General features: G+C 45.1%; 20 protein-coding genes and 2 tRNA genes. 5 read left to right on the top strand and 17 right to left on the bottom strand.

Annotation, left to right across the window (positions count from 1 at the left end; translation table 11 throughout):
- Positions 1-74: 74 nt before the first annotated feature.
- Positions 75-905, bottom strand: a complete 831-nt coding sequence (locus ASG89_RS28750) for an alpha/beta hydrolase family protein (RefSeq protein ID WP_057314708.1) — start codon at positions 903-905, stop codon at positions 75-77.
- A gap of 173 nt (positions 906-1078) precedes the next feature.
- Between ASG89_RS28750 and ASG89_RS28745 the strand changes: the two genes are divergently transcribed.
- A complete protein-coding gene (locus tag ASG89_RS28745) occupies positions 1079-2218 on the top strand; it encodes a hypothetical protein (RefSeq protein WP_057314706.1) in 1140 nt (379 codons plus the stop codon).
- Between the two features lie 67 nt (positions 2219-2285).
- On the opposite strand, the gene ASG89_RS28740 is transcribed toward ASG89_RS28745, so the two are convergent.
- From ASG89_RS28740 to ASG89_RS28710, 7 genes are all read right to left on the bottom strand, one after another.
- Complete coding sequence (locus ASG89_RS28740; protein ID WP_057314705.1) at positions 2286-3029, bottom strand: DUF1906 domain-containing protein; 744 nt, start codon at positions 3027-3029, stop codon at positions 2286-2288.
- A 140-nt stretch (positions 3030-3169) separates the two neighbouring features.
- Complete coding sequence (locus ASG89_RS28735) at positions 3170-3448, bottom strand: DUF2277 domain-containing protein (protein ID WP_057314704.1); 279 nt, start codon at positions 3446-3448, stop codon at positions 3170-3172.
- A 110-nt stretch (positions 3449-3558) separates the two neighbouring features.
- On the bottom strand, positions 3559-4254 hold the full coding sequence (locus tag ASG89_RS28730) for a response regulator transcription factor (protein WP_057314703.1): 696 nt from the start codon (positions 4252-4254) through the stop codon (positions 3559-3561).
- 18 nt (positions 4255-4272) lie between these two features.
- Positions 4273-5697, bottom strand: coding sequence for a sensor histidine kinase (locus ASG89_RS28725; protein ID WP_057314701.1), 1425 nt, complete (start codon positions 5695-5697; stop codon positions 4273-4275).
- 12 nt (positions 5698-5709) lie between these two features.
- Positions 5710-6462 (bottom strand): ABC transporter permease, encoded by a 753-nt coding sequence (locus ASG89_RS28720; RefSeq protein WP_057314699.1) that lies wholly within the window; start codon positions 6460-6462, stop codon positions 5710-5712.
- On the bottom strand, positions 6449-7174 hold the full coding sequence (locus ASG89_RS28715; protein ID WP_057314697.1) for an ABC transporter ATP-binding protein: 726 nt from the start codon (positions 7172-7174) through the stop codon (positions 6449-6451). Before ASG89_RS28715 ends, ASG89_RS28720 begins: the two co-directional genes overlap by 14 nt.
- A 60-nt stretch (positions 7175-7234) precedes the next feature.
- Entirely contained in the window at positions 7235-8488 is a 1254-nt protein-coding gene (locus tag ASG89_RS28710; protein WP_057314696.1) for a hypothetical protein, read from the bottom strand.
- A gap of 159 nt (positions 8489-8647) precedes the next feature.
- Here ASG89_RS28710 and ASG89_RS28705 point away from each other — a divergent pair, with 159 nt between their 5' ends.
- A complete protein-coding gene (locus tag ASG89_RS28705; RefSeq protein ID WP_057314695.1) occupies positions 8648-9250 on the top strand; it encodes a DUF7010 family protein in 603 nt (200 codons plus the stop codon).
- 125 nt (positions 9251-9375) lie between these two features.
- On the opposite strand, the gene ASG89_RS28700 is transcribed toward ASG89_RS28705, so the two are convergent.
- The 3 genes from ASG89_RS28700 to ASG89_RS37225 all read right to left on the bottom strand — a co-directional run bounded on the left by ASG89_RS28700 (position 9376) and on the right by ASG89_RS37225 (position 9790).
- Positions 9376-9449 (bottom strand) — tRNA-Ile (locus tag ASG89_RS28700).
- Positions 9450-9459: 10 nt separating this feature from the next.
- Positions 9460-9536: transfer RNA gene (locus ASG89_RS28695), tRNA-Met, on the bottom strand.
- An 89-nt stretch (positions 9537-9625) separates the two neighbouring features.
- Positions 9626-9790, bottom strand: a complete 165-nt coding sequence (locus tag ASG89_RS37225) for a hypothetical protein (protein ID WP_164483565.1) — start codon at positions 9788-9790, stop codon at positions 9626-9628.
- A gap of 225 nt (positions 9791-10015) precedes the next feature.
- Here ASG89_RS37225 and ASG89_RS28690 point away from each other — a divergent pair, with 225 nt between their 5' ends.
- Both ASG89_RS28690 and ASG89_RS28685 read left to right on the top strand, forming a co-directional pair.
- Entirely contained in the window at positions 10016-11422 is a 1407-nt protein-coding gene (locus ASG89_RS28690; RefSeq protein WP_057314694.1) for a dipeptidase, read from the top strand.
- Between the two features lie 28 nt (positions 11423-11450).
- The gene (locus ASG89_RS28685) at positions 11451-11954 is read left to right on the top strand and encodes a GNAT family N-acetyltransferase (protein ID WP_057314692.1); all 504 of its coding nucleotides are present in this window, start codon (positions 11451-11453) and stop codon (positions 11952-11954) included.
- 475 nt (positions 11955-12429) lie between these two features.
- On the opposite strand, the gene ASG89_RS28680 is transcribed toward ASG89_RS28685, so the two are convergent.
- On the bottom strand, positions 12430-12822 hold the full coding sequence (locus tag ASG89_RS28680) for a RidA family protein (protein WP_057314859.1): 393 nt from the start codon (positions 12820-12822) through the stop codon (positions 12430-12432).
- A gap of 21 nt (positions 12823-12843) precedes the next feature.
- Entirely contained in the window at positions 12844-13719 is an 876-nt protein-coding gene (gene dapA / locus ASG89_RS28675) for a 4-hydroxy-tetrahydrodipicolinate synthase (protein WP_057314857.1), read from the bottom strand.
- 121 nt (positions 13720-13840) lie between these two features.
- Here dapA and ASG89_RS28670 point away from each other — a divergent pair, with 121 nt between their 5' ends.
- Positions 13841-14722: a LysR family transcriptional regulator gene (locus ASG89_RS28670; protein WP_057314691.1), complete on the top strand. Its 882-nt coding sequence runs from the start codon at positions 13841-13843 to the stop codon at positions 14720-14722.
- Between the two features lie 193 nt (positions 14723-14915).
- Here ASG89_RS28670 and pyrE read toward each other — a convergent pair whose 3' ends face one another.
- The 4 genes from pyrE to carA are packed head-to-tail and all read right to left on the bottom strand — an operon-like array spanning position 14916 to position 20718.
- A complete protein-coding gene (gene pyrE, locus ASG89_RS28665) occupies positions 14916-15557 on the bottom strand; it encodes an orotate phosphoribosyltransferase (RefSeq protein WP_057314690.1) in 642 nt (213 codons plus the stop codon).
- 48 nt (positions 15558-15605) lie between these two features.
- On the bottom strand, positions 15606-16337 hold the full coding sequence (gene pyrF / locus ASG89_RS28660) for an orotidine-5'-phosphate decarboxylase (protein WP_057314688.1): 732 nt from the start codon (positions 16335-16337) through the stop codon (positions 15606-15608).
- 15 nt (positions 16338-16352) lie between these two features.
- Entirely contained in the window at positions 16353-19559 is a 3207-nt protein-coding gene (gene carB / locus ASG89_RS28655) for a carbamoyl-phosphate synthase large subunit (protein ID WP_057314686.1), read from the bottom strand.
- Positions 19546-20718: a glutamine-hydrolyzing carbamoyl-phosphate synthase small subunit gene (gene carA, locus ASG89_RS28650; RefSeq protein WP_057314684.1), complete on the bottom strand. Its 1173-nt coding sequence runs from the start codon at positions 20716-20718 to the stop codon at positions 19546-19548. The genes carB and carA overlap by 14 nt, the downstream gene beginning before the upstream one ends.
- Positions 20719-20825 lie beyond the last annotated feature (107 nt).

The following is a 20825-nucleotide window of genomic DNA, read 5'->3' as shown; positions in this document are numbered from 1 at the left end:
AATTTGTAGGTCGATAGAACTAAGAAAAGCTCCCCAGAAGTAGAATAGTCTACGCCTAGAAAGCCCATTTACACCTACAAATTCAGCATGCTACGAATTACACCTCTTGTTTCCTCAATCGCCATTCTCAGTGGCTCCGTCTCGCCTTGATAAGGGTGTACACTCCCAAAAGTATGGTTCCCCCCTGGAATCCTCACCCATTGAATGTCCGGGTTGTTCGCGACAAGTTTCTCGGAGCCCCTGAGCAACCGTTCCCCATCTTCCGTGCCTTGAACAAGTGTAATTGGGAAGGATGCATCACGAATTCTACCCACAATATCAAATCTCGCTTCGTTGCGTTCCATATCTTCTAGGATTTCGAGATCGAGCGGCATCATCTGCTTCGTTCGACCATTCAAGGTATAGGAACGGCCCGTGGACCTCATCTCTGCTTTATTCTCAGGCGTGAGCAAATCTACATGAGCAATCCCATTCCAACTGATGACGCCAGTAATTTCTGTAGGATGATCCAGCGCATAAATCAAACTTACGCCCGCTCCTCTGCTATGACCCAGGAGTAGGATCGGCTTTTCCTTGCCTACATGTTTATGAATATCCGCGATTATAGCTTGTAAATCCTCAAGATCTTTCGAATACGTATCACCTGCGAATTTCTCTAGCTCTGTAAAGTCCATCAAATCCTCACCCACGCCATTGTGGGAAAAATTCACGGCAACAACATCAACAGCTTCCGCTAATTCGCTTGCTACATAGGGGAACATACCCCAGTTTTTGAAGCCTTTATAACCATGCAGTAGTAATAATGTGCCCTTACTCGGTTCTTGCTTCGCTTTATACATATCGCCTCGCACAACACGCTGCTCTGATATAAGTAATTCAAAAGGTACTCCTTTATAGTCCTCCATTTATTTCTCCTTCCTTTCGTTACCAAATCATTGACCAATCGTATACTTTTGTCATTTTATCACAATCTAACTCTGACTAGACAACTTTAGCCATCTGAACCTGTAACTCTCACGCCAAAAAGCAGGCGCATATCTTTGACAACAAATGACATCCGATTAAGGAGGAAGCTCTCGTGTTATCAAGCCGAAATCGCAGTAAGCTGCAGCTACTATTTCTCACCTTCCTTCTAACTCAGCTTTTGAGTCAAGGAATTAGCAGTCGTTCACAAGCACATGTCATGGATCCGTTATACCAAGATGCTACTGCCGAGACGGGAACTATTCAGCTTCAAGTCAAGGCGTCGCCAAGAGCTCAGTATCGAACAGAACTTACTTTCGTCAATAAAACATTGCAACGCGCATTGGAAGAGAGTACGGCAGGCGAAGTTAAATTAGAAGTGGTTCCTCCAGACACTACGCTTATGTATGATAAAAAGGGGCAATCCATCCTTCTTGGGGTCACCCCAAGCGGGGAAGTCGTTGATTGGACAACGAAGCAGCATATTCCTCTCCCACAATCAGCTCAGGAAACGCTGCAAGCACAAGTACAATCCCTTCGCGCCAAGCATTATGGCGAGATGCTGCCTTGGGAAGAAGCAAATCTCGTGCTTCCCAAATATAGTTCATTTACCGTCGTTGATCTGATGAGCGGACTTACCTTTGAAGGGCAGCGTCGCGCGGGCTCTCACCATGCGGATGTACAGCCGCTAACGAAAACCGACTCCGCGACGCTCAAAAGCATTTATGGCGGCAAGTGGAGCTGGGACCGTCGAGCGGTCCTAGTGAAGCTGGATGGCCGCACGCTTGCCGCCTCCATGCATGGCATGCCGCATGGCGGTGATGGTATACCGGGAAATGACTTCAACGGTCATTTCTGTATTCACTTCCTCGGGAGCGTGACGCACGGCTCCCGCTCCGTTGACCCGGCGCACCAAGTCATGGTGCACCGAGCTGCAGGCTTGCTGAACGACTACGTCAGCAAGCTCTCGCCCTGGGCGCTGATCGACGTCTGGATCAGCGCCGCACACCAAGGTGACCTGCAGCTGCTGCAGGTCACCACAGGGCAAGAACAGGCGATGCATGTGCGAAGCATGCGCCGCCTGTCCAAGTTCAAGGAGCTGGATACCTCCCAGCTCCTTCAGTTCGACACAGCTGTCGACGTGACGATGACAGCTGCTAGGGCCTCCGCGGTGACGAGTCGTCGCGTGCTTTTCCATCTTGAACGTGCCTCTGTCCAAGATCGGTGGTACATACGCAGTGCGGTGATCCAATAATGAGTAAAGCCCGGCACGATGGATATCCATAACAGCCGGGCTTTTTCTTTTATTCTATTGCAAAGTTCTATTGCAAGGATTGACCCGAAGCTTTACGTAATTCATTGGCGAGTCGATGAAATTCAGCCTGTGCAGGTACGGATGACGTAGCGCCATATCCGGCTGAAAGGAACGGAATAATCGCATTTGCATCACGCTCACTTAGCGGATAGCTAGGTGGTTCTGGCGTTACTCGTTTATTCCACCAGCCTTCATTCCCATACGATTCATCATAATCAATCCCTATACCATTCAGCATAACATCGTTGAGGTATTGATAAATATGAATAAACGTCGATTTCTTCCCTGCACTCCACGCATAGGTTTGCCAGAACCGAGAACAAGCCCCTGCGGCATATACAGCCTCCATGACGGCGTATGAACCATACACCCCTGTCGTGTAAGCAGGAGTAGCTTCACTTGCCGCTTTAATGTAGGCAATTACCGTAGGCATTTGCGCAGACGATACGTCAAAATCAACAGCAAAATAGATGCAGCTTCCTTCAGGCTGCCCCACTTGTGCGGCAACCTGTAAAGCTGTTGCACCGTCAGCCAAACCAGCACTTCTACCACCAAGAGCGCGACTCGCTGTTGTCTCATATACAGAAACTAACTGTAAACCAGCTGCACTAATTGCGTCAGACTCTGATTTCGTTAATGCCTTTGCACCACTTGGCACCAAATATCTGGCAACAAATGTAAATCCTTGTCCGACGAAAGCAGCCGCTTTTTGTGCCGTAAGCGGTGTTGAACAATCAAACCCTTTCGTCACTTGCCATCACCTACTTTCCACTTGGTATTCTCAGCATATGCCAAAAGAACGAGACCCGACACTACCAAGCATCTAAAGTCCCGTTCTCAGGCATGAAAAAAGGCTTTTCTCCAAGGAGAAAAGCCCATTCCTTCAATGAATTAAACTTCTTTCGTGCCAAAGCGGATGGCATTTCGTTCTTTGGCTCGCTGTGCTTCTACTTCTCGATTCCGAGGCTCCGCATGTGTAACCAAAGAGTCCATCAGCTTCTGTGCTGCCAGAGCTACCTCTTGCACAGCCAACTGGAACGCTGCCTCATTCACTTTTGAAGGCTCCGTAAACCCTGATATTTTGCGCACAAATTGCAGGGACGCCGCTCGAACTTCATCTTCTGTCACGACCGGTTCATAGTTGAACAGTGGTTTAATATTTCGGCACATGTCGCACTCCTTCGGGCAATATCTCCCATTTACATACACTGTTCTCAATATAATAGATGCCATTTGTTTTTTCAAGATCGAAGACTGTTAACCGCAGTCCTTAATCGTATTCAAACCATAAACCTATAACCAGATCCCCAAACTGTTCCTATGTACTGAGGTTTAGAGGGGGTTTCCTCGATTTTCTCTCTTATCCTGGCAATATGAACGGTTACCGTCGAGGCGTCACTCATCGCATCCATTCCCCAGATTCGCTCAAATAACTCTTCTTTGCCAAATACCCGATTAGGATATTGAACAAGAAACAGAAGCAGGTCAAACTCCTTCTGAGCAAGAACAACTTCATTACCGTTCACAAACACGCGTCTGGCTTCCTTCTGAAGCTCAAGACCCCTGATCTGGATGGTACTTCCTTCCATGCCTTTACCAAACCGCTCTTTCATCCGCTCGAATTTTTTCAGATGGGCACCTACCCGAGCCACCAGTTCCCCCGAGCTGAACGGCTTTGTAATATAATCATCCGCACCGAGACCTAAACCATTCACTTTATAAATCTCTTCTGCTCTCGCCGATACCAAAAGCACGGGAATATCATCATTCTCACGAATGGTTTTCAATACTTCAAACCCATCTATGTCGGGCAGCATGATATCTAAGATAACAAGTTCAAACGCTTCCTCTTTGAGCACTCTCAGACCATCCGTGCCGTTGTTTACCATCTTAACGGAATAACCGCTTAACTCCAGATAATCCCTTTGCAAATTGGCAATACTCTGGTCATCTTCGACAATCAAAATTCTTTTCATCATAACCTCCAAACATGTTTAGAACTTTTTGAGAGATATCATGATCCCGGTTCCCTCACCTACTGTGCTTTTAGCCCATATTTTCCCGTCATGCCCTTCAATAATTTGCTTAGCTATGGCTAAACCAAGTCCACTACCGTTCTTTCTTGATGGATCTACCTGATAAAATCGTTCAAAAATGAAGGGAAGCTTGTCCTCAGGTATGCCATTTCCATTGTCCTTAATTTCAATAATCGCAGAGGTTCGAGTTTCCCTGAGTATAATGTCTATCTTGCCATTAGCTTTTCCAGCATACGTCATGGCATTGTCAATGATGTTTTGCACGACCCTCTTTAATCTTTCGCCATCAATCAATACTTTGACAGGCTCTTTTAACTCATTGATTAATGCGATGGCTACATTCGCTTTTTCACATTCATATTTATGATCGGCAACACAATCCTCGAAATAACTGGCCAGATCACTCTTCTCAAAATGGTAAGGAAGCTGATTCAAATCGAGTTTAGAATATAAAAGCAGATCATCAATCATCGCATTGACCAAAATAGCCTTGGAGCGAGCTGTTTCCAGATACTCTTCCATCTTCTCAGGTGTTTTAGCAACCCCATCAATAATGCCTTCAATGTAGCCTTTAATGGAAGTCACTGGCGTCTTTAAATCATGAGAAATACTTGAAACTAGAAACTTTCGATTATCATCATATTTTTGCTGTAAATAAACAGATTCCTTCAGCTTGATTCGCATTAACTCCAAGGTTATCCCTAATTCCCGAATCTCCCCTTCGCCATCTTCTGAAATTTCGCTGCTTAGATCGCCTTCCCGAATTTTGATTGCAGCATCCGTTAATCGGGAGATCGGTATAATAATTCTACGTGAGAACTTATACGAAATCCAACCATTCATCAACAAAAATACAACCGTAAAAAAACTAATCGTAAAGATGCTTAGCATCCAATATACCTTTGTATTTACCTTGACAGGTGCAAGCAGCAGCAGAATACCCGAATCGCCGGAAGCGAGTTTGTAATCCGCTCGGTTAAACAGATACGTTCTGCCATCAAGCTCGATCTCATTGCGATTAGACACACTGGACAGCATGATGCTTTTCTCGATATCTATCTTATTAAAATGTTGCGTGGCAAACATAACTTCTCTATCCACAATAAGGATCGCACTAGCATCCAAAACGTTCACGCGATTAGCGAGCTCTTGTTGATATTTCTTATCCAGGAGTGCCTCGAACCCTAGGGCCTGCGCTTCATCTTGGATCTCACTGATGGCTGCTCGAACCTCATATGCTCGTTGAAACTGCTCTATACCGGCTTCGCGGCCCCAAACTTTCGTATACGTAGCAACAAAAATAATGACAGCCAAGATCGTCAAACCAATGGAAAGCAGCACAGCCAGCGTATTCATCGTGAAAAAACGTTTCGTTAAGTGCATGTAGTTTCCTTTCTATATATCCTTTCTATCAAACAAATAATACCCCGTAGTAAATAACATGATACCACAACCAGACATAATTAGAATCTGGCGGCTTATTTTGAAGACATTGATGGATTCCGATATCCAAAGGGTATACCAGTCAAACATCGACGTAATAAAAAAACTCGAATAGGATGAGAATACAATGCCTAAGAAGTTAAAACCAATAAACACAAGAATGGAGAGGAAAAATACAGCTAGTCCTCCCTGAATAAGATTGGATAACAGCACAACGATAAGCGCAAACACGAATACAGGAAAAAAAGTTAGGCCATAGGATACAATAACTTTGACGATCCCAATTAAACTGGCGGATGAAGGGTTGAATATAAACCCTGCTAGCAGCGATAGAACCAGAATAAACAACAGATTACCTGCAATAAATAGGGCTAAATTCAAAACCTTTGCGGTGAACACGCCAAATCTGGAAACCGGTCTTAAAAGTGTTATTTTCATCGTATTCGATGAGGACTCACCATTAAACATATCAATCGCTACAAATACGGCAAACAACGGTAATAGTGTATACGTAACAAACGTCAGTACGGCTATAGGAAATTCAACGCTCCCTACAATTCTTAATCCAAGGCCATGCTTAATAGTCGTTACTGCAATTTGACCGATCATGACGGCAAGAATGGATAATATCGCGGCTGCCATTATTTTTTTCTTTTTGAGCAGCTTTACCGATTCATTCATAAATGCAGCTTTAAACCCTACCATTCCGGTCCACCTCACTAACAAAATAATTCTCAAGCGATGAATAAAAAGACAGAATATTTTGGGTATATTCGACGTTAACCAGCTTGCCTCCGTAAATAATCCCAATTCTCGAACACGTTAATTCCACGTCGTGAATCAAGTGGCTGGATATAAAGAAAGTCGTGCCTTCCTGCGAAAGCTGTTTAATCAACTTCCTCATCTCCAGCATCCCCTCCACATCCAGTCCGTTTAAAGGCTCGTCCAAGATTAACAGTTTGGGTCTCGATAGAATCGCCGCTGCTATCCCCAGTCTTTGTTTCATCCCTAGCGAAAATTTTTGTGATTTCTCATTTTTATATTTCAGCATCCCAGTGATTTCAAGACACTCATCAATTCTTCGCTGATCGATTTCAGGATAAAATCTTGCAAACAATTTCAAGTTTTCATTTGCCGTCAAATACGGATACGATTCCGCCGTTTCAATAATACAACCTACATATTTCATGGCGCCTACATAGTCTTCAGCCACACTCGCTCCGAAAATCTTCACATCGCCTCGATCTGGCTTCATGAGTCCTGTAATCATCTTCATAGCTGTCGTTTTCCCCGCACCATTAGGTCCAAGAAAACCGAATATATCGCCTTGATCCACCTCTAGGTTCAAATCGGTGATTCCTCGGCCATTGGTAAATGACTTCGTTAATCCCGTTATTTCAATCGCCTTGACTGTCAATTCATCATCTCCCTAAAAAATCTCAGGAAGCCGCTATTCGCCGCCTCCTGAGAATCATTTCTATTCAAATACGCGGCTAAATTCTCCATCGTAGAAAGGCTTCATGCTGTTGCTTTGTTTGTAAGCATTTTTATCACTAACTTCTAGATTCATATCCACATAAATTTTACCTGTCATGTTTGGATGAATCATGCCTCGCTTCTGTTCACCCTTCGAATCCGTGTAAGTAAACATTGGAGATGTCGCCATGTTGTATTCGAAATTAAAGGCATCCTTGTTTGGATACTCGCTCTCAAAACCAGGATTCACGGTTTCTGAATACGTCCCTGATACATTGTCGCCATCTACACTTGTAATTTTAACAGTTCTTTCACCGATCTTCACAAACTTACCGTCTTTGTCCATAATAATATCATTTTGATAGGTTCCCACATATTTAGTGCTGAATCCACCATTACGACTAACCTTTTCAACCTTGGCTGTAGTTAGATCAGGCTTTGTAATTTTCGTACTGCCAATCTCAGACAACTTTAACATCACATTGAGGTTTAAGTCATGTTGAACCCCATTTTTATCTTTACCTGACAGCGTGACTTCACCCGTCAAATTTTCTAGATAGCCTGCTTTATTCTCATTCGCCGTACCTACAACCTTTTTCACAAAAATATCGCTCTCTATCTGTGGTAAATCTCTTTCACTATCCAACATCTGCTTGATCCCGAAGGAGGAGACTGCGTTGACGAGGGCTGGCACTTGTGCCTCAGACAAGCTTCCCGAAAATACTTTACCGCCATCCGTTCCTTCCTCAACTTGTACATTATCTTTCAACGAGCCCACTACTGCGTCAACAATTTTCTCGACCTCTGTTGCTCCCTTTTCTTTAAAAGGATTGCTGAAATCAGCTGGACCTTTACGGTTTTGGTTCATGTCTGTCGAATTTTCAAATACATAATATGTATTGTCCGATTCGTTCTTGTCAATCGTTTGCTTCTTATCAGCATAGGTATATCTGGAGGTCGTTTCACCTTTGGCGTTTTTCGTTACCTCGTTGTTCTCTTTCACTTGGTTCGCTGTATCCATTTTCTGTAACATTGACGATTGAAGTAACATTTGATCATTATCTTTCAATGTATACATCGTCTCGACCGTATAATTGTTAAGACCTTTTTCCATCACTGACGCCGTATTTTTCACTGAATCCTTCAACCGGTCATACCCAGATCCTAGCAGCGCATCGGCGAATGCCGTAGATACAAATAAACATGCTCCAACCGAAAAAGAAAGTACTGTAATTGATTTTTTACTAAGTTTCATTTCTCTTCTCCTTTTTTCAAACAATTTGCGGGAAACGTTTCCTTACTAGTTATTTTAGTATACGCTTATTGAATCCATCTAAATGGATTATTAACAAAGTATTAACTCTTTCCACGACTGTGCAGAAACTAAATTTGAATGATAGGAGTCTGATGAATATTGAGTGAATTTGTAAAAATGTCTAAATCAGCTGTCATAGGGGCAGCAAATGGCGTCATGTTCATGACTTTCTTTGGTGCGCTTTGGGCGTCCATTGGTATTGTTGGTTCACATCAACTTGTTGCTCCATGGCCACTTGTTCTTTCAATTATTATGACAGTCATCTTACTGTTCGGAGCCATTTCACTATTTATTACATCTCGCAGCATGAATCATACCGTTACGCCAAAGGAAAGGGAAGTTTCGAAGCGAATAAATCAAAAATTTGGATTCATATTTGGGTTGGAAGGTATTGCGATCTTTCTTGCAAGTGTCATTTGTCATACAATCGATCATTTTCAAGTCTTTTTCCCTATCATGGCAATCATTGTTGGCATTCATTTTTTTCCTTTAGCTCAATTGTTTCGAGAAAAATTTTATTATAGTACGGGAATTGTCATGAGTATGCTAGGCATCATTTCATTTTTCTTACCTCTTAACGCTACGATCGGCAATGTAACTTTCATAGCGATGTCTACTTTTATCGGATTTGGCTCAGCGTTGACGCTATGGGTGACGGGTTTGAGAATCTGGATGACCCTACAGAAAAAGCTGAAGCAATAATTATCAAAGTAATGTGGGCACAAACGTATATAAGCCCCTCATTCCCATCAATCTGATGTGAACGAGAGGCTTGTTTTGTCGTTAAAATAAATAAAAACCCTTATCTATCAAGGGTTTTCGTGCTATGGGCCCAGAGGGACTCGAACCCCCGACCAATCGGTTATGAGCCGACCGCTCTAACCAACTGAGCTATAGGCCCTAATGAAATTTGGTTGCGGGGGCAGGATTTGAACCTGCGGCCTTCGGGTTATGAGCCCGACGAGCTACCGAGCTGCTCCACCCCGCGTCATGTGTGCCGCTCAACAGCGACAAAAATAAATATACACTAACGGCGATGGCTTAGTCAAGCGTTAATTTTATGCATAATCAATTCGTTTATGTATTGTATCTGACGCCAAAGCGTCCCTTCTTCGACTTATAAACCTCAACTTCCTGCGGGCACTCATACCCATAGATCCACCAATCTTCTTCCATACGTTTTGCTAAAACGCCTGCTTGAAACTTCGAATCGTATAATTTCGCCCAATAGATCCAGTTCATGTTCATCACTCCATTATATTCAGTTCATTACTTGTAGCTTATCCATAATAAGGTTCTCTTATTAGCAGACTGACTTCACTTACGCTCGAATATGACAAATGCCATTTCATTTGACCATGTGACAAATAAAATGTGACGGTTTACAAGTATAGCAGGATTTTCCCTGTTTTTGGGGAAGTTAAGTGATGTAGACTATTTGGCAACAGAAAAAAGGAGAATACACCCATGATCGAATCAATCAAAAGTTACTTGCAAACACATAGAGAAAAACACATAGAGGAACTGATGGCATTTTTGCGAATTCCAAGCATAAGTGCAGTTGCCCAGCACCAACCGGATATGTTGAAATGCGCGGAATGGACCGCGCAATCATTACAAAAGGCCGGACTCGAAAACATAGAAATAATGCCTACGAAAGGCCATCCAGTTGTATATGCAGATTGGTTGCATGCCCCCGGCAAACCGACGGTACTGATTTATGGCCATTATGATGTACAACCTGCTGAGCCATTAGAGTTGTGGGAAACGCCTCCTTTTGAACCCATAATCCGTGATAATAAGCTGTTCGGACGCGGAAGTACGGATGACAAAGGCCAATTGCTTTTATATGTCAAGGTTGTTGAAGCTTTTCTACAAACCCAGGGCTCGCTTCCGGTCAACGTGAAATTCTGCATCGAGGGTGAAGAGGAAATTGCTAGTAAGCATCTTCCTGCCTTTGTTGAAGAGCATGCTGCTAAATTGCAAGCTGACTCCATCGTACTATCCGACACGCAAATGCACGGTCCTGGTAAACCAGCACTTATGTATGGACTTCGGGGCTTAGCCGGATTCGAAATCACCATCGATGGTGCTAATAGTGATCTGCATTCTGGTCTTTTCGGCGGTGCGGTACAAAACCCTATTCACGCAATGAGCAAGCTCCTTAGCTCCTTCCATGACGAGCAAGGACGTGTAGCCGTACAAGGGTTCTATGACCGTGTTATCGAGCTCTCGGACAAAGAGCGCGAATCGTTCAAGCAAGTGGAGCCTGATGAAAGCAAGGTTCGCACAAACTTGAACGTCTCAGAGCTTTATGGGGAGCAAGGCTTCTCCTTTTACGAACAAACGACGTCCCGGCCTACACTTGAAATCACGTCAGTTAGCGGCGGCTTCCAGGGGGAGGGAATTAAACCAATCATTCCGAATCGGGCTACTGCCAAAATTGCATGTCGCCTAGTCGCTGCTCAGGTTCCTGAGGAAATTATGGATCTGGTGGAAGCTCATATTCATGCACAATCACTCCCTGGCGTGTCGCTTTCGTTAGATCGCCAATTGCGAGGGAATCCATTTATTACACCTATTGATGAACCTGTTATGGTAGCAGCAGCAGAAGCTTATGAAGAAACTTTTAGCGAATGGCCTGTCTATACGCGCAGCGGAGGTTCCATTCCGATTGTTGAGGTTCTTGGTCGTGTTTTACATGCACCTGTGGTATTGATGGGCTTTGGGCTGCCAGGAGAAAATCTTCATGCTCCTAATGAGCATTTCCATTTGATGAATTGGGACAATGGGACAGAGACGATTAGTCGTTACTGGTTGAAGCTAGCTGAGTTGGCTGCAACGACAACTACAACAGAATCTAACCAAACCTAACTTAACTAGAGTAAAAGGAGTATCTTCTATGGGGAATCAATTACACATGCGTGATGCACAATTGGAAGATTTAGCAGAAATCGTACGTATTTACAATTCCACAATTGCAGGACGCATGGTTACTGCCGATACGGAGCCCGTCACAACTGCTTCACGTGAGCACTGGTTTCACGAACACTCTGCTGATTTCCGTCCTTTATGGGTGCTTGAAAATGAGAACGGCATCTGTGGCTGGCTGAGTTTTCAATCCTTCTATGGGCGTCCCGCCTATAACGCTACGGCGGAAGTTAGTATTTATGTAGATGAAGCCTATCGAGGCCAAGGGATCGGGCGATATTTGATGGAACAAGCGCTTGAGGCTAGTCCCAAGATGGGACTTAAATCATTATTAGGCTTTATTTTCGGGCATAATGAGCCGAGCCTGCAGCTTTTTCGCAAATTCGGATTCACGAATTGGGCGCATTTGCCTGGCGTCGCTGAGTTAGATGGCGTTGAGCGGGATTTGATCATTTTAGGTAAACGTGTGGGTTAGCCACCACTCGTCAAATGAATAAGCGCTACTCCTCCCTACTCGCCGAAAAAATAATCGGATGTTAGTGAGGTGTAGCGCTTTTTTTGTTAGTCGTTTGGGTAACACCGCGTACAATCGTGGTTTTTCTCCCATTTAAACGGAAAAAATACAGCTAAAACGGACGATTTTATTTTAAAATAATAGAAATAAATGGTTTTCATACAGCTAATCTTGACGAATACGAAGATTATGATCAAACCAGCTGAAATTAGCTGCACATTTTCCATCTATTCCATATTAACACTTGAAATTTGAGAAATTAGATGGAGAAAATCCATCAATCCGCTAAAGTCTTCACTTTTCAATTACTCCATACTTAAACTTCCTACATCATACTATGCTCCACTCAACTCACATTCGTCACTCGGACACTTAATGACTACTCTACTCTACTCCGCCCTCCACACATTACACACTTCTCTCTACTCTCTACTCTCTATTCATCCATCGCCACAATCGCTTCTACCTCAATCTCAATCAACAATCGCGGGTCAATCAGTGCTTTCACTTCGACCATCGTCGCAACCGGCTGAACGTCACGGAAAAACTCCCCATGCGCCCTGCCGAACTCTTCCCATAGCGAGATATCCGTCACGAACATCCTTGTTCGCACCACATCAGATAGCTGTGCGCCGAGCTCTTGAAGCGCCTGATCAATCGTTTGAAGGATGAACCGCGTTTGCTCATATGCATTGCCCACACCAACAACCTCGCCGTCTTTCATAGCTGTCGTTCCAGCAACCTCGATGCGATCACCTACGCGAATGGCTCGACAATAACCAACCACTGGCTCCCATGGTGATCCCGTAAACACTCTTTTTCGATTTATCACTCAAATCGCTCCTCGCTTTTACAGATAAGCGGCTAATCTAGCTTGTAATCCCTCTGTTACTGGTAAAAGCGGCAATCGTAATGCCCCAGAGTCGATTACTCCTTGTTGATGAAGCAGCCATTTGATCGGAGCTGGATTCGGCTCTTGGAATAAGAGACGAATCAGCGGAAGTAACTCCTCGAATTCACGTCGACTGTCCTCATGAGCCCCACTAACAAAGTTCCGGATAAAAGAAACAAACCTCTCCGTCTCCACATTAGCTGAAGCACTCATAACCCCTTTGGCACCAGCCTGCAGGGCTGCATACAGCAAAGTGTCCTCGCCACACAGAATAGGTTTTGAGCCCAGTCTTGATAGTTCCGTAACAAGCCCCGTGTTAGGTGTGCTATCCTTCATCCCAATGACCCCATCGATATCTAGGATGGTTCGAACCGTATCAAGCTCAAGCGTCACGCCTGTGCGATGAGGTACATCATATAAGATAACCGGTACACCGACTCCCGCTACCTGACGAAAATGTTCAATAATCCCCTGTTGACTAGGTCTGTTGTAATAGGGAACCACAACTAATGCTGCTTCTGCACCAAGTTTCCCTGCTTCTTCTGTTTTTCTCACTGTTGAACGTGTATCGTTCGTTCCTGTTCCTACGATTAAAGGCACATTAACATGAGCTGCGTCGCGAGCGGCTTGAGCTGTAGCGAATAAGACCCCCAACTCGTCTTTCGTAATGGTTGGTGATTCCCCCGTAGTTCCATTGACAACTAATCCATCTATTTCATCTTGAAACAAATTATAAGCCTGATTATAAAAGGATGCTGCATCCACTTCAAACTCTTCATCAAATGGTGTGACGATGGGTACATATAACCCCTGTAAATCTTGTTCTTTTAGCATAACAACCATCTCCCTGCCTCGTTTGTTTGTACATTTACTTTAGCATGGAACTATTCATCACAGTTAGCTATAATAAATGATAGAACTCATCAAAAATATTGATAACAAAAGGAGGCTATCCATGGATCTGACGTATTTCCGCACCTTTCGAGAGGTTGCCCGTAAGAAAAGCTTCACACGTGCTGCAGAGGAATTGGGATATGCGCAATCGAGCATTACAATGCAAATTCAAAAGTTAGAACGTGAATATGGTGTCCCTTTATTCGAAAGGTACGGACGACAGTTACGATTGACTCCACCTGGAGAAAGCTTACTTGTAATAACGCAACAATTGTTAGAACTCTATGATCAATCCAAGGAAATGATCGCCAATCAAATTAGCGGAACGTTGACTATCGGGACCATAAACTCGTTAGCAGCCTATTATCTGCCACCTTTTTTACATAAGCTTAAACAACTGTATCCGGGGTTAAATATTCAGCTCTTTCCTGACAGTGAAGCCTCCATTCTCACAAAGGTTAAAGAAGGAGATTATGATATTGGCCTTCTATTAGATCAATATCCGGCTGATCCCTCTCTTGCTTGTACAAGTGTCCGTGAAGAACAACTCGTCCTCGTTGCACCCTTAGATCACCCTTTAACGCAACAATCGGATATTCAACTTGCTGACCTGGGTAATACGGAATTTATTGTCACCGAAGAAGGATGTATCTATCGAGGCAAGTTTGAAAGATTATTGAAAGACAATGCCATCGCCTTACAAATCGGTTTCGAATTAGGCAATGTTGAAGCCATCAAACAATGTGTGATGAGCGGCTTAGGCATCGCCTTGTTACCTCGAATCACAGTAGCGAATGAGCTAGCCCTCGGAAAGCTTGGGCAGCTTCCTTTTACGCATAACCAACTTTCAATGGACTTACAGCTCGTGCTGCATCCGAAAAAATGGATGTCACAACCCTTACAAGCATTTATTCAATTGTTGACTAAACAATCCGAGGAATGAAAAAAGAAGCTCACCTTTGCGAAAAGGTAGAGCTTCTTCAAATTATAAACCAATTTCAAGATTTGCATTCCAGTGCGGTGCCGATCGAACGGTAACCAACACGGTTTCGCAAAATCTTGTCGTCTGTTACAAGACCACTTTAGTATAGAGGAATCCTACACCATTCGTCAAATCTCGTCACAGAAGCAACCAATTATACGCCGTAAGCAGATGGATTAACTCTCCAAGAACGCAAGAGTTCCATATCCGCTTGCTGGATCTTCCCTTTTTCCAAAGCTACCTCAAGTAATGTCGAGTAGTTAGAAAGCGTGTGAAGAGGCATGTCAGCCGCCGCGAACGCATCCGTCGCTTTATCAAGCTGATAAGAGAATATCGCGAGGACACCGAGTGCTACAGCGCCTGCGTCTTTTACCGCAACTGCTGCTTTCAGCGAGCTGCCTCCTGTGGAAATCAAGTCTTCGATGACGATGACTTTTTGACCTGGTTTTACTGTGCCTTCAATCAAGTTCTCTTTGCCATGACCTTTCGCTTTGTCGCGAATGTAGATCATCGGAAGACCTAGCTTCTGAGCTACCCAAGCCGCATGAGGAATTCCAGCTGTTGCTGTTCCTGCCACAACCTCTGCTTCAGGGAATTTCTCCTTAATCAAGGCAACGAACCCATCCGCAATTGCTTCACGAATTGCAGGGTGAGACATGGTCAAACGATTATCACAATAAATCGGAGATTTCAGTCCCGATGTCCATGTAAAAGGTTGCTGTGGACGAAGAGCCACTGCTTCAATATCTAATAACGACGCTGCAATATGCTGTGCGATTGTTTCGAGCTTACTCATACGCTCACCGTTCCTTTCAATGTTAGATCGATTTAAGTGAACCTACACCTAGACGATTGACGCGATAATCGCTTCAATCGCTGCTCTTGGGTCCGCTGCGCCTGTGATCGGTCGCCCGATCACGACGTAGTCCGTCCCCTGCGCGAACGCCTCAGCCGGCGTCATGATGCGCGACTGGTCGCCTACGTCAGCACCCGCCGGGCGGATGCCTGGCGTCACGGTGACGAAGCCGTCACCGCACGCCGCCTTAATCGCCGTCACCTCAAGCGGTGACGCGACAACGCCTTGCAACCCCGCGGCATGCGCCAAGCGGGCGTAGCGAATGACGGCCTGCTCGGTTGTACCGGCAAGGCCGATCTCCTCATTCAGCACCTGCTGCGAGGTGCTAGTCAATTGCGTCACGCCGATCACGATCGGGCGTACTGATGACCCTAGGGCTAGCCCCTTGTCGACACCCTCCAAGGCTGCCTCCATCATGTACTTGCCTCCGGCTGCATGCACATTGAACACATCAACCCCAAGGCGCGTCACACTCTCCGCGCCACCCTTGACCGTGTTCGGAATGTCATGCATCTTCACGTCGAGGAACACCTTATAGCCGCGATCCTTCAGACTCGCGACAAAGGTAGGACCTGCAGCATAAAACAGCTGCATTCCTACCTTTACATAACACGGGATGCCTTCAAGCTGCTTAAGCAGCCCTTCAGCACTTTCCGCATTCGCGTAGTCCAAGGCGACCATAATGCGTCCGGTAACATCATTACGAGTTAACGTACTCATGGTTGGCACCATCCTTTAGACATGTATTGGCATTGCACGTGAGGAGAAGTTGATGGCTTCAAGCATATTCACTAGCGCTCTTACAGTATCAAGCGATGTCATACACACAACACCGTTCTCTACTGCTTCACGTCGAATACGGAAGCCGTCACGCTCAGGCGTTTTGCCCTTAGTTAAAGTGTTCACAACGAACTGAGCATCACCGCTGCGGATGAGGTCAAGAATGTTCGGTGAGCCTTCGCTAAGCTTGTTCACGGTTGTAACTGGGAGTCCTGCTTGCGCAATCGCTTCGGCAGTGCCACCTGTTGCAATGATTTTGTAGCCAAGACGGTAGAAACCTTTCAAGATTTCGATCGCTTCTTCTTTATCTTTATCCGCTACGGTTACCACGACGGAACCAGCGGCAGGAATCTTCATACCAGCACCGATAAGACCTTTGTATAGGGCTTTGGCAAAGTTAACATCGCGGCCCATTACTTCTCCTGTGGACTTCATTTCAGGCCCGAGTGTTGTATCTACGCGGCGAAGCTTCGCGAATGAGAACACTGGAACTTTGACTGATACGTATTTATCTTCTGGCCATAGACCACTTTGATATCCCATATCCGCAAGTGTTTGACCCATGATCACGCGTGTTGCCACGTTCGCCATTGGGATGTTCGTCACTTTACTTAAGAAAGGTACGGTTCTGGAAGAACGCGGGTTAACCTCGATCACATAGACTTGATCGTTATGAATAACGAACTGGATGTTCACAAGACCAACGACATTCAGCTCAAGACCGATTTTCGTCGTAATATCGATAATTTGTTGCTTGATCTCATCGGAGATCGATTGTGGTGGGTAAACCGCGATGGAGTCACCAGAGTGAACCCCTGCGCGTTCAACGTGTTCCATGATCCCAGGGATCAGAACCGTTTCTTTATCACAAATCGCGTCAACTTCTACTTCTTTACCTAGCATGTAACGGTCGATTAGAACTGGATGCTCAGGGTTGATCTTAACTGCATACTCCATGTAGCTGAGCAATTCATCATCCGAGTAGACGATTTCCATCGCACGTCCACCTAGAACATAGGAAGGACGAACGATAACCGGATACCCGAATTTCGCTGCTGTACCCACTGCTTGGTCAACGGACGTTACTGTACCGCCTGGAGGCTGCGCAATCGAAAGTTTGCTAAGCAAAGCTTCGAATTTCTTGCGATCTTCGGCTGTATCAATACTTTCTAGGTCAGATCCTAGGATGCGAACGCCTGCTTTGTGTAAAGGTGCTGCCAAGTTAATCGCTGTTTGTCCACCGAATTGAACGATAACACCGATTGGCTGCTCACGCTCAATGACGTTCATCACGTCTTCGAAGAACAATGGCTCGAAGTACAAACGATCCGATGTGTTGAAATCTGTAGATACTGTTTCTGGGTTATTGTTGATGATAACCGCTTCATAACCAGCCGCTTGAATCGCCCACACAGCGTGAACTGTGGAGTAATCGAACTCGATCCCTTGACCGATACGAATTGGACCCGACCCTAGAACTACAACTTTTTGTTTCGTCGTTTCTGTTACTTCATCTTCTTGCTCATATGTGGAGTAGTAGTATGGTGTGGAAGCTTCGAATTCAGCTGCACAAGTATCTACCATTTTGTATACAGGTTTGATGTTGTTTTGCAAACGGAATGCTCTTACATCTGCTTCCTTCGTGAAAGTCGAGCAGCCTGCCAATGTACGAATCTCTGCAACAGCGCGGTCTGTGAAGCCTTTACGCTTGATATCGAAAATAAGCTCAGCTGTTAGATCTTTTGCAATTTCAGTTTCATACGCGATAAGTCCGCTTACTTTATTCAAGAACCACCAGTCAATTTTCGTCAAATTTTGCAATTGTTCAACGGTATAGCCTCTGCGGAACGCTTCTGCTAGCAAGAATAGACGCTCGTCATCAGGTTTTTGTAGACGTAATTCCAATGTCTCTGTATCAAGCAAATCCGTCTCTTTCAAGAATAGGCGGTGAACACCGATTTCAAGGGAGCGAACAGCTTTTTGAATGGACTCTTCGAATGTACGGCCAATCGCCATAACTTCGCCAGTCGCTTTCATTTGTGTACCTAGTTTACGGTTAGCCGCAGTGAATTTATCGAACGGCCAGCGTGGGATTTTGGATACGATGTAATCTAGTGCAGGCTCGAAGCATGCATAAGTTTGACCAGTAACTGGGTTCACAAGCTCGTCTAGCGTGTAACCAATCGCAATTTTTGCTGCCATTTTCGCAATCGGATAACCCGTTGCTTTGGAAGCAAGCGCGGATGAACGGCTTACACGCGGGTTAACTTCGATTACGTAGTATTGGAAGCTGTGCGGATCAAGCGCGTATTGTACGTTACAACCGCCTTCGATGTTCAAGGCACGAATGATTTTCAGGGATGCGGAACGCAGCATTTGGTACTCACGGTCCGACAACGTTTGGCTTGGTGCTACTACGATACTATCGCCTGTATGTACGCCAACTGGATCAAAGTTCTCCATGTTACACACAACGATACAGTTATCATTTGCATCACGCATAACTTCATACTCGACTTCTTTCATACCCGCGATACTGCGCTCAACGAGACACTGACCGATTGGGCTGTAACGAATCCCGGAAGCAACGATTTCTGTTAGTTCTTCCATTGTGTTACAAATACCGCCGCCTGTTCCACCAAGTGTGTAGGCAGGACGAATGATGATTGGGAAGCCGATTTCATTGGCAAAATCAACAGCTTGAGCTACAGTTGTTACGATAACGCTATCCGGTACTGGTTGCTCTAGCTCTCTCATCAAGTCTCTGAAAAGGTCACGATCTTCTGCTTTCTCAATCGCAGTAAGCTGTGTTCCTAGAAGCTTAACGTTCTCGCTCTCTAGAACGCCTGCACGAGCAAGTTCAACCGCCATGTTAAGACCCGTTTGTCCACCTAGTGTTGGCAGCAAACCATCAGGACGTTCTTGACGAATGATTTGTGTCACGAACTCAAGTGTAATTGGCTCGATGTATACTTTGTCAGCCATGTTTGTATCTGTCATGATCGTAGCAGGGTTGCTGTTGATCAGGATAACTTCCATGCCTTCTTCTTTCAAAGCTTGGCAAGCTTGTGTTCCTGCGTAGTCAAACTCCGCCGCTTGACCAATAACGATCGGTCCGGAACCGATAACGAGAATCTTTTTGAGTGTATTATTTTTTGGCATATTGCAGTTCCTCCTTCACAGATGTCGATGCCGTGGAAGCATTCCACTGAGCAAGCATTTGCGCTTGGCGCGGCTGCTGTGGGTTGTCTAATTTATGTTGACGAATTAGCGAGATGAAATCATCAAACAGGTAGCTGGAGTCGAATGGTCCAGGTGCTGCTTCTGGGTGATACTGCACGGAGAATGCTGGGTATTGCTTATGGCGTAAGCCTTCGATCGTGCGATCGTTATTGTTAATGTGCGTCACTTCAAGGTTCGTTCCTTGTACGGAATCTTCCTTCACTGTGTAGCCATGGTTTTGCGATGTAATGTAGCAACGTCCGGAAATCAAATCTTTAACCGGGTGGTTACCGCCGCGGTGACCGAATTTCAATTTCTCAGTGTCAGCGCCGCAAGCAAGTGCGAACAGTTGGTGCCCTAAGCAAATGCCGAACAACGGAATGTCGCCAAGCAAGCCTTTAATCATTTCTACAGCATGTGGAACATCTTTGGGATCCCCAGGGCCGTTTGAAAGCAGGACACCGTCTGGTGCCAAACGACGAATTTGCTCAGCTGTTGCATCTTGTGGAACTACGACAACGTCGCAATCACGTTTGCTTAGATCACGAATAATTCCGCTTTTTGCGCCGAAGTCAACAAGCACGATGCGTTCTTTATGCCCAGGAGCACCGAATACGCTTTTCGTAGACACACGGGAAACTTGATCCGTCATGAGCGGCGTGCTTTTCAAAGTTGCCATCAATTCTTCTACGGATTTATTGGACGTCGTGATGATACTTTTCATAACGCCATAGTGACGAATTTTGCGAGTCAACATGCGTGTGTCGATGCCGCTGATGCCAACGATGCCATATTCTTTCAACAGGCTGCCGAGCGTGTATTGCGCTCTCCAGTTACTTGGAATATCTTCATGCTCACGAACGACGAAACCGTGGATAAATGGACGTACGGATTCGAAATCATCACGAATCACACCGTAATTCCCTTGTAGCGGGTATGTCATTGTCACGATTTGGCCGCAGTAAGAAGGATCCGAAAGAACCTCCTGATATCCTGTCATCCCTGTATTGAATACAACTTCACCGACGGATTCACCTTCACTACCGAACGATTTTCCTGTAAAAAGAGTGCCGTCTTCCAGCAACAATCTTGCCTGCATGTTCTTTCAACTCCTTCGCTATTGTCAGGCGGTTCTCACAAACCGCAGATGTCATGCTTACGATATTACGATTCACGGACTTGCATAAAGATTAATCATTCTGTATA

It is taken from the genome of Paenibacillus sp. Soil766, from assembly GCF_001428105.1.
Classification (GTDB): Bacteria; Bacillota; Bacilli; order Paenibacillales; family NBRC-103111; genus Paenibacillus_E.
The sequence above is the reverse complement of the archived record's forward strand: the minus strand, read 5'-3'. Positions and strand labels throughout refer to the sequence as shown.